The sequence below is a fragment of the Gemmatimonadota bacterium genome (genome assembly GCA_016712265.1).
Lineage (GTDB): Bacteria > Gemmatimonadota > Gemmatimonadetes > Gemmatimonadales > Gemmatimonadaceae > RBC101.
Window position 1 is genome coordinate 1176644 of the sequence record JADJRJ010000028.1, and the last position, 17679, is coordinate 1194322.

Consider the following 17679-nt stretch of genomic DNA (forward strand, 5'->3'; position numbering starts at 1 on the left):
AGGGGGTCCACGGGTTGGGCCACCGCTCGGGCTCCCAGCGGCCGGCGGGCTGCCAGAATCCCCATCGCAGCGACGCAGCGTTGTCAGGTCCGGGGCGTCGGCGTTGCAGCGTCGCACTGGGGTGCGGCGTGCAGGCGAGCACGGTCCAGCATGCGTTGTCCTCTGTTGGCACGTGGAGCGAGAGGCCGTCCGTGGTGCCGGCAGTGCGGAGGTTGGGGGTGGGCAGTGGCGCGGGCCACGGGCCTGCCTTCGGGCGTGTCACGAGCGCGTCCACGGCCGCAGCGAACGGGGCTTCCGCCGCTTGCCGGGCGGAACCGGCCGCCTGCTTGGCGAGCAGCAGGAGCGCCAGGGGTGGCGGCCCCCGGCGTGAGGTAGCTGCGGAGGGTTGGTCGAGCGAAAGCGTACGTCGCGACCACGGTGCCCAGCGCTCCCCATGCCAGGCCCTGGGCCATCCGTGTATGGGGCGCAGCCGATAACCAGAACACGGCGCCCGCGCCGAGCGCGAACCAGGTGCCACGCCACGGCGCGGCACGAATGGCCCCGCGGGGTGCGGCAACCAGGAGCGTCGCCAGGAGTAGCAGTGGCAGGGTGAGCTGAACGAAAGGGTCGCCCCGTACCACGATGCCGCGGAGCCAGGGCGCCACCCAGGAGAATCCCGGGTAGATGACGTTGGTGTTAAGGTTGCGGGCGCTCATCGTGACCCAGGCGGCCTCCGCCCGGGCCTGCTCAAGGGGCACCCGCCAGTCGACGTCCACGGCGGCGAGGGTGGACGGATAGAAGGGATATCCGCTCAACACAACGCCGCGGACCAGCCAACCCACCACCAGCAGCAGTGCAGGAGCGGCCAGCCAGGCCGCCCGCAGGGGCCGCGCGCGGACGGCATGCCAGGCGGCCGAGAGGGCGACCACCACGAGCCCTGCGGCGAGCACGGCAGCACTCAACTTGACGACCAGGGCGCCGGCCGCGAGCGTGGTCAACACCGCGAGGTCGCCGAGGCGACGCTCACGCGCCTCCAGCATGGTGACCAGGGCGCGGATCGTGACGAGGAGCAGGACGGCGACGGCTGCATCGGTCGACAGGGAGCGAACGTCCTGACGGACGACGGCGTGCACCATCGCCGGGGCGATGGCCACCGTGAAGGCGTCATACGCGGAGGTGCTGCCGCCGCGGAGGGCGCCGACGGCATACGCGGCCTCGGCGAGGAGCATGCTCACGAGCAACCCGTTCGCGACGTGCAAGGCGTGACCGTCCAGCGGCCCGAGGTCCAGGGCGGCGTCGACAAGCAAGGCGCCCGAGTTGAATCCAAGCCGTCCGTGGAGGTTGGCCAGCCCCGGCACCGCGGGCCAGGCGTTGGCCCACGCGACCGCCGGTTGGTGATACATCCCCGTGTCGAAGAGGGCCGTGGGGCCGAGGGCGCGATTAGCGACCCAGAGGGCAAGGCCAAACGCCAACAGCCAGTCCCATCGCTGTCCACCCAACGAGGGGCGCTCACCCCACCACCCCAACAGGGCGAGCCCCGTCAGCAACCCCACGGCCCGGGCGTCGATGGGCCAGGCGAGGTGCCAGAGCTGCAACACGCCCATGGCGGCGACGTACCCGAGCCAGAAGGCCGTCGCCACCTGGCGCCATCCGGTGCGCGAAACCCCAAACATTCGCAGCATGCCTCGGCCGAGCCCGAGGGCGATGGCCGCCGCAACCACCCAGGTGCCGAGGATGAGCGCGTGTGCCGCGATCATGGGGTCACGTGGCGAGGGCCGCCCCGAGCGCCGATCAACCCGCGTACCTCGCCCCCGGCCCATGCGACGGCGAGGGTCGCCAGCACGGGAGTCGCGCGCGCGAACTCGGGGATCAGGTGCGGTGTCCGACGGAGATGTGATCCGGCGCGCACGAGCTGGACCACGGGAATCAACGGGGCGGAGAGGAGGCGGAGCGCTCGCGCGAGCAGGCCCACATGCGCGGCCAGGTCCCGCCCGAAGGCCGCGCCGTGACGGCGCAGCTCGGCGCGCGCGTCAGCCAGGGACTGGTGTCGGTGCTGGTCCACGACGAGCCCAGGATCCAGCCACAGCTCCTCCCCGGCGGCGAGCAGGGCCAGGTGTACCGTGGTTTCGTGCATGTGGTGCGGCCAACTCGATGCCACGCGATCAAGAGCAGCGCGTTTGTAGGTCACGTTGCACGCCGAGAGCCAGCGGGTCGCGCCGGCCGACCGTGGCGGGATGTACCGGCCGTAGTCGAGGAAGTACATCGCCCATCCGGTCGCACCGTCGGGAGCGGTCTTGTCGACCACGCCCCCGATAGCGGCCCGCGGGTTCGTCGCGTGGGCGGCGAGGACCTGCGCGCCATAGCCGGGCGTTGGCAGCGCGTGATCCTCCAGGGTCGCAACGATGGGGGCGTGCGCCGCGCGCACTCCCACGGCGCGCAAGACCCAGGGATCGTCGCCGTCGGCTGCGGCAAAGACCACGCGCATCGCGAGGTGCGGTGGCACTTCCGGCACCTGGGTGCGCCGCCGCTCAGGGAGGGGCAGGACCAGCTCGGCGTCGATCCCCTCACAGGCCAGGGCGATGGCCGCCACAGCGCGTCCCAGGGCGGCCGCGTCGCCTAACGATACCAGGACGACGCTGAGGGCGGGGGAGGGAGGGATCACGCCCGTCGCGCGCTCGCGTGGAGGATGGGCCCGATCACCCGGAGGAAGGACCGCACGCCGGGGACGGCGCACCACCGGTTGAAGGCGCGCCCCATCCATTGGCCCAACGGGCCGACGGTGGCGAGCTGGGCGTCGGACACGCGTGCCAGCTCAACGGTTGTGGCCTCGAATCCGGCGCGCTGCAAGGCCCGGCGGAGGCCGACGGCCGTGAGCAATCGGCGCAGGGGTGGGCGGGCCATCCGCTGCTTGGCAATCGTGTTGACCACAGCAGCGGGCAAGAGTCCACCGGCCGGAATGCCAATGTGCGGGTCCGGCCCGGCGCTCCAGCGATTCGGCGTGGAGACGACCAATCGTCCCTCGGCTTCCAGGACGCGCGCGGCTTCGCCCAACGCGGCCTCCTGGTCCGCCGTGATCTCCAGGTACGAGTCCATCAGGACGGTATCCACCACGCCGGCGCGAAATGGTAGTGCCTCGCCACATGCCGCCACCAGCGGAAGGCGCAGGCCATGGTCGGCGAGCCGTCGCTTGGCCATCACCAGCCAACGAAACGAGACATCGACCCCGACCCGATAGGGAAACCGGTCCGCAGTGGCGATCAGCATGGGGGCCGTGCCGCACCCCACCTCGAGCAGGCGCGCGCCCGTCACGTGGCCGAGCGAGGCCTCGAGCGATGACAGGGTGGCGGCGGCACGCTCCACGGCGTGTCGCAACCGCGTCAGGTTGAGCGCCACATCCCGCGGCGGAGTTTCCGGCGTGATGTGGTAGTAGGTGCGTGCCATCGCCTCGAGGTCGCTCGCCTCACTCGTGGACTCCAACATGCGCCCCTTGATGACATCTCCCTCGATCGAGATGTAGGGGTCGGCCGCAACCCTCAGGTCCGGGATTCCACAGACCACATCAAAGGCACGGCCACAGGGGTGACAAGTCAGGATGTGGTCGACGTGCCCGGCCCGCGCGGGGCCCTGGTTGAGCTCCCCTTTGCAGTAGGGGCAGACGAGTTCGATCCAGTCCAGGTGATAGGCCATGGTGCGAGCACGACGTGGGACGGTGCCAGGATGCAACGTCGAGCGGGAAGATACGCTGCGAAGTTGGCCACACGGGTGCCCGCGGCCGGTCTTTGACCGGCTGGGCGGCCCCGCCAGCGACCTTCAGCACCCGAGAACGGACGGTCCAGCCGCCGCGCTCTTGGGGATGCAACTGAGGCGTGACTCGGAGCCCCCGTAAGTAGTCGTCGCGGAAGAAGATACGTGCGGCGTGTCACGCTCTGCCCTGGCTTCGGAATCGGTAATATTGTCCGACACGGTGGCGTGTATCCTGCATTCAATCCCGGCACACCCGCGCGCACCACAGGCACCCCCAGATGAGCCCAATGAACCGGATCGCCAGCCCGCCATGGTGAGTGTGAGTCAGCCTGGCCGAGCGTGGGGGACGCGGGGGGTGGTGTGGCTGGTCGCGCTGATGGCGGCGGTCCTGCACATGGTGCCCTACTGGCACGCGCAGTCCAGTGCGCGCGACGGCTACGAGTTCTCGGGCAACCTGACGATCTCGCCGGACTACATGCAGTACCGGGTGTGGGAGCGTCAGGCGGTTCGAGAAGGCCCCATCGTGAGCAATACGTTCACGACGGAGTCCAACCGCCCCCACCTCCCGGTGTTCTACTACTGGGCGATCGGTCGGACGGCGGTGGCGCTGGGGGTTCGGCCGGAGGCCGTCTACGCGTACAGCGGCGCGATGTTCGCTGTGGCGCTGGCACTCCTGGTCTGGGCGTTCGTGGCCCGCTCGATGGCGCCGGGTGCCATGCGATGGTGGGCGTATGGAGCGATCATGTTCGGGGGCGGCCTGGGCGGCCACATCAAGGTGCTCGAAGCGACGCCTGGCTTGAGTCAGGTCGGCGTGCTTCGCCGGCTGTTGATCGAGCCCGCGGCTGCCTGGCCGGTGTTCGAGGAATACCGTGGTCACTACGTCTTCCGGGCTCTGTACGACTCGCACTTCCTGTTGTTGTGGGTTGTGGCGCTCCTTGCCATCCTCGCGATGGCGCGGGCGATTGAGTCGTATGAACCACGACGGGTGATCCTGGCCGCGCTGGGGTGTGCCGCGATGACGCTCCTGCACGTGTACGAAGGGGTGACCCTGTGGGCGATCGCGGCCGCGGCGGTGCTTGCGGCGTGGCAGCACCCGGTGGAACGGCGCGCGGCCTGGCGCGTGTTGGGGTGGTGCACCGTCAGCGTGGCGGTCGTGTATGCGGCGTTAGGCACGATGTACGCCCGCTCCGGGCTCCCGCTACCAGGGTGGCACGCCGTCAACATCCTGTTCTCCGTCGTGGTCCTCGCGTTTCCGATCTCCTGGGCCCTCATGGCGATCGGCCTGCGGGACTATTGGCACACGTCGGGCCCGCGCGAGCGATTTCTCGTGGCCTGGGCGGGGGCGTGTACCGCGTTGACGCTTTCCGGACCGTTTTATCCGTATCCCGATCGCGGGACGCTGACGATGTCGGTCCCGGTGCTCCTCATCGGCGCGATGATCTTTGCCGTCCGGTATGGCCGACCCGGGTGGCGTTCGGCGATCATCGCGATCGGCATCTTCGCGGCCGGGCCGGTGTGGCAGGGCGCAAGGTCATGGGTGTTTTCCGGCTTTCGACCGGACGCGCCGTTCATTTACCTGTCGCCAGGGCACCGGGCGGTGCGCGACAGCCTGATCGCGCACAGTGACACGAGCCACGTCCTGCTCGCGGAGCCGGCGGAACTCCTGTGGCTCGCGCCCACGTTCCCCGGACGGTTGCATGTGGGCCACTTCTTCCTGACCGTCGGCTACAAGGCCAAGCACGAGCAGCTGCAGCGGGCGCTGGCCTTCCCGACAGACAGCTTGCCGCGGTTGTTGGCCGCTTCCGGAAGCGACTGGCTCTTCGTCGGAACCACGCGTGACCGCGCCGCCATCGAACGGGCGGTCCCACTGCGGAGGGTCGTCTCGGTCCCCGAAGGCACCTTGTACGCCGTGGAGCGAGGGGCGGTGGGAGCCACGCCGTGAGGATTCCCGGGCCGTTTGCCCCCCTGACACCCGTGCCATCCCGTGAGACTGTTGCGGGTCGCGTCACGGCCATGGAGTGGCTCCTGCTCGTCGGCGCCGTCGTCGTGGGGGCGCTGCTGCGAGGATGGCAGGCGGACACCCTCGCGCTGACGCACTTTGACGAAGGGGTGTACGCCTTCTCGGGGTACGGCATCGCCACGGGACGCGATCCGGCCCTCTTCCCCGACCAGATCAAGTTCTCGCCACCCGTCTACTTCACGCTCGTGGCGGCGGCGAACCTCCTGGGCGTCACGCCTGAGCTTGCGCCGTTCGCGGTGAGCATCGTGGTCGGCGTGTTGACCATCCCGGTGCTCTGGTGGCTGGTGCGCGGGTGGTTCGGAGCCATTTCCGCGACGGCGGCGACCTGGTTTCTCGCGATGAATGAGTTCCACGTCCTCATGTCGCGCACCGCCCTCACGGACGTGACCTTCGCGCTCGTGTTTCTCCTCGCGTTAGGCGCGGTGCGTTTCGCCCTGGAGCGCGGGACGATGCGCGCAGCGGTCCTCGCGGGGATCCCCGTGGGCCTGGCCTGGCACACCAAGTATCACGGGTGGTTTGCGCTGGTGATCGCCGCCATGGTGATTGGGGGACAGTGGCGCCTGCAGGGCCGGGGATGGCCCGCGACGCGCAACGCCCTCGTGCGGTGGCTGGTGATGTCGGTCGTCGCCCTCGCCTGCTACCTCCCCTGGATGGCCTTCATCCAGTCGCAGCCGGGATCCAGCGCGGGGTGGGTGTCCTATTTTGCCACCATGCTGCGGCTGGATTGGTTCGGCAACTTCTGGCAGCAGGTGCAGCAGCAAGGGTACCTGGAGGGGCCGTGGACGCGGGCTTCGGCCGTGGCCGCCCTCGTCGCGGCCCAACTCGTGGCCATGGGGCAGTCGCGGTCCCTCGCGCCCTGGGTCCCGATGGGTGCGGCCGGCATTGCGTTGTTGGTTGGTGGGGCGGCCGTGCCGGTGGTGTTGATGGGCGCCGCCCTGGCGATCCACTGGCGGCGGGGGATGACCACGGCCGCCTGGGTGCTCACGGCCCTCGTGGTCCTGTGGGTTGTCATGGCCCCGGTGTATCACCCGTACTTCCGCTTGCTCCTCCCGCTGGCGGTCACCTGGTTTGCGTTAGGCGGTGCTGGGGTCGAGGCGCTGGCACGCCCCACGCATCGACCATGGCCCAGTCTCGCGGTCGCCGCGGTGGCGCTTGGGCTGGTGGGCGTCCTCTCGCCGCGCATGCCGGATCCGTCGAGCCCCTGGCGGGCGTCGCGCGGGCTCGTCGAGGCGGCGGAGCAGCTCAGCGATCGAGTCCCGGTGGGGGAGCCGATCAGCGTGATGGGCGAGCCTGCGCTGGCCTTCTACCTCCATCGTCGCGGTCACCCGGCCTGGGAACGGGGCACGCTGGAGGCACTCGATACGCTGGCCACGCCACGCTACCTGGTGACGGGCATTTATCAACGCCGGGCGCCGCTCATCCAGAAGCGCTTTGAGGAGCGCGCCGACCAGCTGGAGTTGCTGGCGCGCTTCCCGGCCGGTCTGCCATCAGACTTGCGACTCCTGGACAACTTCCTGCCAGACAGCGCCCGGGTCTGGATGACCCATCCCGACACGACCTACGACCTGCTGTTGTACCGGTTCACCCCACGCGGCGCGAGGCGTCCCTGATGCGCCCCGAGTTAAGCTGGCGTGCACGTGTGAGGGCCTGGCTCCTCCTGGGCGCGGCACCGGCCGTGCTCCTGCCGGGTTCCGTGGCCGACGCCAGCGGGGCGGGCCCGTCCGCGGGGCTCACCGCCTGGCTGGTCGTTCCGTTGATCGCCCTGTCATCGGTCGTCCTGGTACTCGCGCCCGGGCTTCTGGCGGCCCTCGCCCTCCGGCGGACCCGGTCGCTGGAGCAGTGGCTGGTCGATGGGTGTCTGTTGTCCGTCGTTGGGGTCAGCGTGGCCAGCGGGATCGCGCAGGCGCTGGTGGGTGAGGCGCTGCGTGGACGGACGTACTCGGCCTTCCTCCTGGGGCTGGGCGCCATCGCCGGCGCATGGGCCATGCGGCGGCAGGACGAGCCCGACCCCGCGTGGGCGCCCGCTGCGGGTCGCTGGTTGACCACCCTGGCCGTCACCTGGTGGGTGGCCTGCTTGCTCCTGCTGCCCAAGCTGCTGTGGGAGAGCTTCAATGGGGACGGCGCCCATGCGTGGGAGTCTTCTCGCCGCCTCTTGTATCACGCCATGCCCTTCTGGCCGGGGGATGCAGGACCGGTCGCCGGATTCCCCGGGCTGACGTCGATGCTGTACGCGTTCCCCAACGCCTGGTTCCTGCGGTTGTTCGGGGAAGTGGAGTTCGCAGCCCGCGTGCCGTTGCTCCTGTACCTGGTGGTGCTGTGGGCCGGCGTGCGCCGTGTTGGCGCCGCCCTGATGTCCCCACGTCGGGTGTCCGGGGCCGCGGAGATCGGGCTGGCGCTGAGTCTCGTGGCGTACCTGTTGGCAATGTCCTTCAGCGCCTCGTACAGTCCGTATAGCGCCGACATGGCCCTGCCGGCGACGCAGGACACCTTGCTCGTCATCGCCTTTCTCGGCGTGGTCACGGCCGCCGTCGAGCGCGACCGTCCCGCGCTCTTCGTCTGCACGTTCCTGACGTACGTTTCGCTCCCCAGCGGCTTGCTGTTGATCGGCTTCTGGCTGGCGGCCCGGGTGGTCGTGGAGCGCCCTGTGCCGTGGCGCGAGGTGGTGTGGGGTGGGGGGGCGCTCCTGGTGGCGATGGTGCTCGCCGCCGGCATCGGGCGGGTCGGCGTTGCGTTAGGCGGCGCCGCTCCGGGGGGTGAGTACGGGATCGTCGGCATCCTTCGCTACTTTGCGTTCGTGCAGTTCACGGACCTCGCCCGGCTGCGTTACGTCGCGATCCCGGCGGGGGTACTCCCGGTGCTGCTGCTTGCGCGTTGGCGGCACATGGACGAGCTCGGGCGCGCCTTGGTCCTCGTGACGGTCGCGTACTTCGGCTTCTTCTTCGTGCAGGCGCACGTCTCCTTGCACCATTTCGTTCCTGCCATGGTATTGCCGATGGTCGTGGCCTGGCGACAGGTGCTGCCCTCGTCCGCGTCGACGTGGGTGGCCCCAGCGTGGACTGCTGCCGCGGCCCTCGCAGTCGGCCTCGCGTTCCCGTTCGGTCGCACGGCCATCCATCGTGACGGCCAGGAGGTCGGCGCACGGGTCCTGGTGCGCATTCCCGGATATGCAACCGCGCAGGCCGCGCCAATGCGGGCCGGGACGTTGCTGGACCGCCTGTTTCCGTATGATTGGGATGCCACGGTCCCTGCCACGTATGGCGGGTCGCCCCTGGTGTGGAGCCACTATGCACGTCATGGGGGCGACCCGGGCCCGGAGACAAACTACATAGTACAGCTTGCCGTGATGCCAATGCCGGATGGGTTCTCCCTCGCCGGCGCCGACAGTGCCGGTGCGGTGGTGCTGGTGCGATCCGACAGTGTGCTCGCTGTGGATCGCGCCCGGCGCCCCCCAACCCCGGCGGGGAGCCGCTGGCTGGACGTCCCGCGCGGGATCCTCTTCCACGGAATTCCGCTGGCGGGTGGTCCACGGATCATTGACGTCGCGGCCTCATTAACTGCGGCCGGGCTGGATCCGGCTCCGCTGCTCGAACGGCTCGGGGTCAAGCGACGGGGGGGCGCATGACGCCGCGGCGCAGCCCCTGGTTGATCGTGATCCCGCTGCTCCTCGGCGCGGTCGTTGCCGCGTGGTGGGCGGGAGCCGTGGGTGGGGCCTCGCTCTTGCGCGACGTGTCGCAGGCCCGGGTCGTGTGGGTGCTCGTTGCCCTGGGCGCCACGGCCGCCTGGCTTGCCGCACGCTTCATCCGGTGGCAGTTCCTTCTGCGGAGAGTTGGGGTACGGCTGCCCATTCGCAGCACGCTCGGGACCTACGTGGCCGGCCTGGCCGGGACGATCACCCCGGCATACCTCGGCGAAGCGGTGCGCGGCCTCTTTATCAAACGACGTTTCGGCGTGCCGATGCGGATTTCGCTCGCCGTACTCGTCGTCGAACGCCTGTATGACGTCCTCGCGGTGGCTTTGGTCCTCGCGGTGGTCGCCGGGCTGACGCGCGAGACCGCGACCCTGCGCATTGCGGTGCTCTTTCTCGGGGTGGCGGTCGGCGCCGCGGTCGTCCTGTGGCCGGTTGCGCGCCGCGTTGGGTTGCGGAGTGAAGCGACGGCGGCCCTTCGGCAACCCGCGGTGGTGGTGCCCGCCCTCGTGCTGTCCCTGTTGGGGTGGGGTGCTGCATCGGCCTTGATTTGGGTGGCGGCGCAGGCACTGGGCTCATCTCTGCCTCTGCTCGATGGGATGCGGACCTTCGGCCTTGCGACGCTCCTCGGCGCGGCGACCCTGCTCCCGGCCGGCGTTGGCGTGACGGGCAGCGTGGCGATCGTCGAGATGGTCGATGGCGGCCTGACGGAGGCGGCGGCGGTCGCGATTGTGACCCTCTGGCGCCTCACGAGCACTGGGGCGGCCCTGGGGGTCGGTGCCGTATTCCTCTGGCGCGAGCTGCGCGTGACCTCGCGCGGTGACCAGCGACCTGCCGAGGGTGCCGCGCACTTCGACCACATCGCCGAGCAGTACAACGCCCAGTGGTCCCCACATGTATGGGACCTGCTCCTCGATCGGAAGATCGGCTTCATGGCCGAGGCGTTGCCGGCGCCGGAGGTGGCGGGGACGGGGCTCGACCTCGGATGTGGGCTTGGGCTGCAATGCGCAACCCTACGCAAACGGGGGTATGCCGTGATCGGACTGGACCCGTCGGTCGGGTTGCTGGCGGTGGGGCAACGTCGGCTTGGCCCGTCGCCGGTCCTCGCCGGGTCGGCACTCCAACTCCCGTTTGCAGATGCGTCGCTTGGGTTCATCTATACCATCGGCGTCCTGCACCACTTGCCCGGTCGTGAGGCGCAGCGCGCGGCGCTGGCGGAAGTGGCGCGCGTCCTCAAGCCCGGCGGGTTCCTTCTGGTGCACGAGAGCAATCCGCGAAATCCCATGTTCCGGTTCTACATGGGGTATCTCTTTCCGATCCTCAAGTCGATCGATGAAGGCACGGAATGGTGGATCGATCCCCGGACGTGGGAGCACGTCGAGGGGATCCGCCTGCGCGACGTGCGCTACTTCACCTTCCTCCCCGACTTCACGCCGCGGTTCCTGATGCGCCCGGCCGTCGCATTCGAGCGCCTGCTGGAGCGAGGACCGACCCGCACCTGGTCCGCGCATTACATGGCGGTGCTGCAGAAGCCGGAGGTCTCGCCTCCATGAGGTGGGCAGTCGGCGGGCTGGTCGTCTGCGCGGCTTGCACGGTGCCTGCCCCCCCACCGCCGGGCAGCGCCCAGTTCGCGATACCAGCTCACGACGTGTTGGTGCTTGCAGTGGGCGAACAGGCCCGGTACGACGCCCTGTGGTTCGATCGGGATGGTGTCCCCCTCACGGCGCCGCGCCCCACGTGGCGGGCGTCAAAGCCCGGGAGCGTGACGGTCGATGATCGCGGGCGCATCGCAGCCGTGGCCCCCGGCGACACGCACGTTGAGGCGATCGATGGTATGGCTCGGGCGACCACCCTTGTCCGGGTGGTAAGCCAGGCCGACACGGGGGCCGTGGTCGATGTCGCGAGCACGGTGCGTCACCAGGTGGTCAACGGGTGGGAGGCTGTGGCCGGCATTGGGGAAGCGGATTGCCATCCCGATGCGGTGGCGCGGTATCGCGATGAGGTGCTGCGTCGTGCCGTCGAGGAATTGGGGATCACGCGCCTGCGCATCGCGCTGCGTTCGGGAACGGAGTCGCGACACGATCCCTGGCCGGACTACCGTGCCGGGCGGATGCGGTATGCAGAGTGGCGTGCGACCTGGATGGTGGCGACCAATGACAATGCCGACCCCTTCGTCGCCGATCCCGACGGCTTCCAGTGGGGCTGGTTTGATACCCAAATCGAGACGATGGTGCTCCCGATGCGCGTGCACCTCGCGCGCCGTGGCGAGCGCCTGTATGTGAACCTCAACTACGTCGACTTCTTCCTCACGCGGGGAGTGAAGCCGTTCGCGCAGATGCGCGAGGCGGACGAATACGCGGAGCTGGTGCTCGTCACCTTCCAGCACATGCAAGAGCGCTTTGGGTTTGTCCCGGATGCCGTCGAGCTGAACCTCGAGCCGGAAAATACCACGTACACCGGGGCGGAGATGGGCCGCGCGCTCGTGGCCACGGAGCGACGCCTCGCCGCGGCGGGGTTCCATCCGGAGTTCATTGGCCCGTCCACGACGCGCGCAGCCAATGCGATACCGTGGCACAATGCCATGCTGGCCGTCCCCGGGGCGCGTGGCCTGTTGCGCGAATTCTCCTATCACACGTATACCGGCGTCTCGACCGCCACGCGACAAGCCATCCGGATCCGCGGGCTGCGGGACTCAATGCGCACCAGCATGTTGGAGCACATCGGCGCAGGGTTCGACGGGCTGTATGAGGATCTCACGGTCGCACACGTGTCCGCCTGGGAGCAGTTCACTTTGGCGTATTGCGGGATGCGCAGTCAGCCGGGGAATGGCGGCGTCTACTATCAGGTCGACCAATCCGATCCCCAGGCGCCGCGGGTCAACATGACCTACGAGGCGCGCCTCCTCCGCCAGGTGTTCGCCTGGGTGCGGCCAGGGGCCGTCCGCGTGGCTGCGGTCTCGCAGGATCCGGCAGTCCGTGTGTTGGCCTTCGTCGATGAGGGGGGGAGGGAAACGGTCGTGTTGCGTTCGCGGCAGGCCCGCGCGGTTCGCGTCAGGGGTCTCTCCCCTGGTCGGTACGTGGTCAACTACAGCGAACGAACAGGGCGGGTGTCCGTGGACGGAGACCCGATGGTCGTCGGCGATGATGGAGTGGGGTGGGTGCGACTCCCGGGGGATGTCGCCCTCACGGTGCAGCGCCGCGAGGTGGAGCCATGACGTCCTTCGCGGCAGCGTGGCGGTGGGGGACCCTGCTCGTGCTGGGCCAGGCGGCTGCGCTGGTCCTCGCCGAGGCAGGTCCCCGGGTGTCCTATCAGCACCTGCGGGCACCCACGTCAACGGTCGGGTGGGCCGCACTGGCACTGCTGGTGTTGCAAGCCGTGTGCGTAGGCCGGGCCCTCGCGCCGCGCATGGCGGCCATCCGCGGGTGGACGCGCGACCAGGTCCCGGTGGCCGCGCGCTGGATACTCGTCGCCGCCTTTCTCGGGACGAGTGCGGTCGCATCCAAGGAGCCGGTCATGTGGGCGGCAGAGCTCGTCGCCACCACGACCCTCCAGGCGGTTGCGTTAGGCAACATCATCCTGCTCGGCTTCGCCTTGCCCGGTGGCTCCTTGCGCGGGAATGACACACCGGCCGCACGCCCCTGGCGTGACCCGGTCGCCTGGTGCGTCGCGGGCTTCGTCCTTGTGGTCGCCAGCGTGCTCGCGGTGTTCGCGTATGAGCGGCATCCCCACGTGCCGGACGAAGTGGCCTACCTGCTGCAGGCGCGCTATTTCGCCGACGGGCGACTCTGGCTCCCCGCACCGCCCGCACCGCTGGCGTTCAACCTGGACCTTTTGCACTACGAGGCGACGCGCTTCTACACGCCGACGCCGCCGGGGTGGCCGGCACTGCTCGCCCTCGGCGTACTGGCCGGAGTCCCGTGGCTCGTCAATCCACTGCTGGGCGCGGCGAACGTGCTGTTGGCGCATCGCGTGTTCGTGGGGATGTTCGATGGGCGCACCGCGCGGCTGGCGACCGTTTTGCTGGGGAGTTCTCCGTGGTTTGTGTTCATGTCGATGAACTTCATGACGCACCAGGCCACCCTGGGCCTCGCGCTGCTCGGCGCGGTGGCCGTCCTGCGCGTCCGGGAGGCCCGTGCTCGGCATGCCGGGGCGAGTCCGCGGACCGCGATCACGACGTTTCTCGGGGGCCTCGCCATCGGTGCCGCCTCCATCGTCCGGCCCCTCGAGGGGCTCGCGATCGCGCTGCTACTCGGGTTCTGGTCGCTGCCTGCCCGCTGGTGGACGCGGTGGCGCGACGTGTTGGCGTTCGTGCCGTCCGCCGTGCTCGCCCTGGGGGCCATCGCCGCCGGCGCCCTCGTCCGGCCGTACAACACGCTCATGACCGGGAAGGCGTCGTACTTCCCCATCATGGCCTACATCGACAAGTACTACACGGCAGGATCGAACGACCTTGGCTTCGGGGCGAACCGTGGCCTGGGATGGTCGGGGCTTGATCCCTTCCCGGGGCACGGCGTCATCGACGTGGTTATCAATGCGGCGCTCAACCTCGCGGCGCTGAACCAGGAGTGGCTCGGCTGGGCGACCGGCTCCGTGCTGGCATTGCTTCTCGTCTTCGTCCTCCGGCGCTGGTCACGCGCCGACACGTGGCACGGGGTCGTCCTGGTGTCGATCGTCGTGGTGCATTCCTTCTATTGGTTCAGCGGCGGTCCCGATTTTGGGGCGCGCTACTGGTTCCTGATCATTGTTTCGTGCGCGGCCCTCACGGCGCGCGGGTTGGTCGAACTCGATGCGCGCCTTCCCGGCACACGGGACCGCGCGGTGCGTGCTGCCCTGGTCCTCGTGGCCGCGAGCTGGGTGACGTTTGTCCCCTGGCGCGCGGTCGATAAGTACCATCGCTACCGCGGGATGCGGCCTGACATCCGGCAGCTCTCCCGCGCCTCGGGGTTCGGGCGCGGGGTGGTGTTCATCCGGGGCGCGCGACACCCTGACTACGCGTCCGCAGCAGCCTACAACCCACTCGACCTCACGGCCGATGCCACACTCTACGCCTGGGACGTGTCCCCCGAAGGACGCGCAGAGGCATTGACCGTGTACCGTGATCGTCCCGTGTACTTCGTGGATGGCCCTACTGTGACGAAGCGTGGGTTCGAAGTCGTCGCCGGGCCCCTCTCTGCGGAACAGGCGCTCGTCTTTCCGCGCGTGCCATGAGGAGCGACGCTCGCGGCGCGGTGGTGTTTGGTGCGTCGGGTTTCATTGGGGGGTGGGTCGCCCGCGAGCTGCAGCAACGGGGAGTGCCGGTGACCGCCGTAGTGCGGGATCTCGATCGCGCCGCCACGACTTTCGCGACCTGGCCCCAGACGCCGGCGTACGAGCGGGCGGACCTCGAGGCACCCGGCGACGGCGCCAACGTCATCCGTCGCCACCGACCATCCGTGGTGTTCAACCTGGCCGGGTACGGGGTTGACCGCGACGAGACGGATCCCGCGCGCGCCAGGCGCCTCAATCACGACCTGGTCCGCGAGCTCGCAGCCGCGTGCGCCGAACCGGGGATCGATGCGACCCTGGTCCATGTGGGATCCGCGGCGGAGTACGGCGAGGCCGTGGGCGTGCTGCGCGAGGACGGTCCCGCCCGGCCCCACGGAACCTACGGAACGACCAAGCGCGATGGCACGATGGCCCTGGTGGAGGTCGCACACCGGACCGGTGCTCGCGCGATCTGCGCACGCTTGTTCACGGTGTTTGGGGAAGGGGAGCATGAGGGACGCCTGCTCGCGCTCCTCCGTGCGGCCGTCGGTGGCTGTGACGCCGTGCCCCTGTCCGCTGGGACGCAGGAGCGCGATTTCGCCTGGGTGGGTGATGTTGCCCCGGCGTTGGTGGACCTGGCGAGCGCTCGATGGGCACCCGGGACCGTCGTGAACCTGGCGAGCGGCCGCTCCCACACGGTTCGGGCCTTTGTTCTCGCCGCGGCGCGGGCTCTCGGCATCGACGAGGCGCGCCTGGCTTTTGGCGCGGTGGCATCCCAAGCGGGTGACCTCGCTGGATTCACCGTGTCCGTCGAGCGCATGCAGTCCATCCTGGGGCGCGTGCTTCCCGGCGACCTCGACACCATGCTGGCCACCGCGGTGCGTTCGGGCCGCTAAGGGCGGCGCGGGTTGGGTCGTGCCTAACGACCTCCCCCCGACAGGACCCGCAGGGAGTCGCGGAGCCGTTGCACCAGGGCCTGATGCTCGGGTCGACCGGCCAGGTCCGTCGACTCCATGAAGTCGGTGGCGAGGTCGAACAACTGCTCGCGGCCGTCGTCCGATCGGATCAGGTGCCAGCGATCGTCGGTGATCAGCGATCGGAGGTTGGTCCGGGAAACGGGATAGCGATCGGGCAGGTTCGCCAGCCGATTGACACTGGAGAAGGCCGGTGAGGTGACCACGGACGAGTCGCCGCGCCACAAGGGACGCAGTGATGCGCCGGGGAGTGCGCGCGCCGAAGGGTGTGCTGCTCCCTCGATGGTGGCCGCAAGGTCGCGGAGCGAGACAAACCGTGAAACGCGTGGGGTCACCACGGAGTCCCGCGCCGGGAGCACGACCAGGGGCACGTGCACGACCGGCGTGTAGAGTGAGCTGCCATGCCCTGTATGACCGTGCTCGCCAAATTCTTCCCCATGGTCCGACGTGATGATCACCATCGTGTTGGCGAGCACCCCGCGACGGTCCAGGTCGTCGAGGAGTGCCCCGACCTGGGCATCCAGCGAGGCTAACGCACCGTCGTACGCGGCCTGCAGCGCGCGCAGTTCTTCCGGTGGTCGCTGGCGAAGCACCGCAAGGCTTCGCCATTGCTCTTCCGTTCCCGGGAACTGCTCGCGATACGGTGCCTCGGGATCGTACGGGTCGTGCGCGTCGAAGTAATTGACAAAGGCAAACCACGGACCCGTGCCAGTGGTGCGACGTTCCCACGACAGGAATTCCGCATTCACCTCGGCAGCGGACTTGCGGCCCACCATGACATAGGTCCCGCGGGCCTTGTTCCAGCCGTCGATCAGGCGACGGCCGATCGTGGACGCGCCCAGCAATTCCGAGGGCGAGAACTGGTAGTCGTGATATACCGAAAAGCCGCGATGCAGCCCGAAGAGATAAGAGCAGTAGACGAAGTTCGCCGCGAAGCCTCCCGTCGCATATCCCAATGCCGTCATTCGCTCGGCGAGTGTCTGGGGCTCACTCCCGAGCGGAATGGACCACCCGACATCGAGCTCATGCGGCCACTTTCCGGTGAAGACGGAGGCGTGCGTGGGCAGGGTCCACGGCGCAGGCGCAATCGCACGATCGAAAACGACCCCCCGTTTGCTCCACCGGTCGATATTCGGGGTTGTGCCCTTCCCATATCCGCCGATTCCGAGCTCGATCCCTCGGACCGTGTCCAGGACCAACAGGAGGACATTGGGAAGGTCCGTCACCCCTTCCGGTCGTAGCGAGAGGACCTGCCGTTCGGTCAAAATGCGCCTGCCGGCGAGCGTCGCGGCCGCCGCGCCGCAGACCGCGAGGAGCGTCACGGCGGCACGACGCACCCAACGTACGGTTGCCTCGGGGCGATGCTGCGCCAGGCGGGCGAGCGGCGTCGCGAGTCCGAGGGCCATGATGGCGAGCGAGGAATCGCTGATCCGCCGCGTGATCATGGCGATCGAGAAGAACGCGAGGGCGGACGCCGCAAAGACGGGCGCGGCCCACGCGTAACTACCCCCCTTGGTGCGTCGCGCAATCGCGTACGTGATGAGAACGGGTCCCGCGAGCAGGAGCGCCGACATCAGGGGGCCCATCCAGACTGCCTGCGGATTCAGGTACACCCGATTCGAGAGCAATTCTCGGTACCGGAGGAGGGCGAACCGGAGCGCCACCTCCCCGAGCCCTGCCAGGAGCCCGGCGGCGAGCACCAACCAGAGGCAATCGCGCAGTCGGACCGGCGGTGTCGCGCGAGGGTTGGCTGCCGTCATATTTGGGGCATGGGGAAGCCGGCGCTGTCACCGGCGTCGCGTAAGATGCTGGGGGCTGAGGGTCGTTGCCAACCAGCGGACGAGTCGCGCCTCGCGCGGGAAACGACCGGAGATCGTCGGGCGTCCCGACGGTAGCGGGTTCGCCGGAGCAACACCCGAGCGGTGGCGCCCCGGCGGGATGTGATCAGCGACTTCAGGGTACAGAGTCATCTCGACCGTCTTTTCGGACGGCGCTGTGGTGCCGAGGCTGAGTCCGTCGGAAAACACCGAGGA

General features: G+C 69.1%; 11 protein-coding genes. 7 read left to right on the forward strand and 4 right to left on the reverse strand.

Annotated elements, in window-relative coordinates:
* Window positions 1–83: 83 nt before the first annotated feature.
* Genes IPK85_11845 through IPK85_11855 form a run of 3 tightly spaced genes read right to left on the reverse strand, consistent with a single transcriptional unit; the run spans window position 84 to window position 3666 of the window.
* Window positions 84–1736: a hypothetical protein gene (locus tag IPK85_11845; protein ID MBK8248078.1), complete on the reverse strand. Its 1653-nt coding sequence runs from the start codon at window positions 1734–1736 to the stop codon at window positions 84–86.
* Complete coding sequence (locus tag IPK85_11850) at window positions 1733–2641, reverse strand: hypothetical protein (protein ID MBK8248079.1); 909 nt, start codon at window positions 2639–2641, stop codon at window positions 1733–1735. The genes IPK85_11845 and IPK85_11850 overlap by 4 nt, the downstream gene beginning before the upstream one ends.
* On the reverse strand, window positions 2638–3666 hold the full coding sequence (locus tag IPK85_11855; GenBank protein ID MBK8248080.1) for a methyltransferase domain-containing protein: 1029 nt from the start codon (window positions 3664–3666) through the stop codon (window positions 2638–2640). Before IPK85_11855 ends, IPK85_11850 begins: the two co-directional genes overlap by 4 nt.
* A gap of 376 nt (window positions 3667–4042) precedes the next feature.
* Between IPK85_11855 and IPK85_11860 the strand changes: the two genes are divergently transcribed.
* The 7 genes from IPK85_11860 to IPK85_11890 are packed head-to-tail and all read left to right on the forward strand — an operon-like array spanning window position 4043 to window position 15568.
* Complete coding sequence (locus tag IPK85_11860) at window positions 4043–5665, forward strand: hypothetical protein (GenBank protein MBK8248081.1); 1623 nt, start codon at window positions 4043–4045, stop codon at window positions 5663–5665.
* A 32-nt stretch (window positions 5666–5697) separates the two neighbouring features.
* The gene (locus IPK85_11865) at window positions 5698–7353 is read left to right on the forward strand and encodes a glycosyltransferase family 39 protein (protein MBK8248082.1); all 1656 of its coding nucleotides are present in this window, start codon (window positions 5698–5700) and stop codon (window positions 7351–7353) included.
* Complete coding sequence (locus tag IPK85_11870; protein ID MBK8248083.1) at window positions 7353–9365, forward strand: hypothetical protein; 2013 nt, start codon at window positions 7353–7355, stop codon at window positions 9363–9365. The genes IPK85_11865 and IPK85_11870 overlap by 1 nt, the downstream gene beginning before the upstream one ends.
* Complete coding sequence (locus tag IPK85_11875; GenBank protein ID MBK8248084.1) at window positions 9362–10981, forward strand: flippase-like domain-containing protein; 1620 nt, start codon at window positions 9362–9364, stop codon at window positions 10979–10981. Before IPK85_11870 ends, IPK85_11875 begins: the two co-directional genes overlap by 4 nt.
* A complete protein-coding gene (locus tag IPK85_11880; protein MBK8248085.1) occupies window positions 10978–12642 on the forward strand; it encodes a hypothetical protein in 1665 nt (554 codons plus the stop codon). The genes IPK85_11875 and IPK85_11880 overlap by 4 nt, the downstream gene beginning before the upstream one ends.
* Window positions 12639–14636 (forward strand): hypothetical protein, encoded by a 1998-nt coding sequence (locus IPK85_11885; protein ID MBK8248086.1) that lies wholly within the window; start codon window positions 12639–12641, stop codon window positions 14634–14636. Before IPK85_11880 ends, IPK85_11885 begins: the two co-directional genes overlap by 4 nt.
* Entirely contained in the window at window positions 14633–15568 is a 936-nt protein-coding gene (locus IPK85_11890; GenBank protein MBK8248087.1) for an NAD-dependent epimerase/dehydratase family protein, read from the forward strand. The genes IPK85_11885 and IPK85_11890 overlap by 4 nt, the downstream gene beginning before the upstream one ends.
* Before the next feature lie 23 nt (window positions 15569–15591).
* Here the strand turns inward: IPK85_11890 and IPK85_11895 are convergent, their stop codons facing one another.
* The gene (locus IPK85_11895) at window positions 15592–17406 is read right to left on the reverse strand and encodes a sulfatase (protein ID MBK8248088.1); all 1815 of its coding nucleotides are present in this window, start codon (window positions 17404–17406) and stop codon (window positions 15592–15594) included.
* Window positions 17407–17679 lie beyond the last annotated feature (273 nt).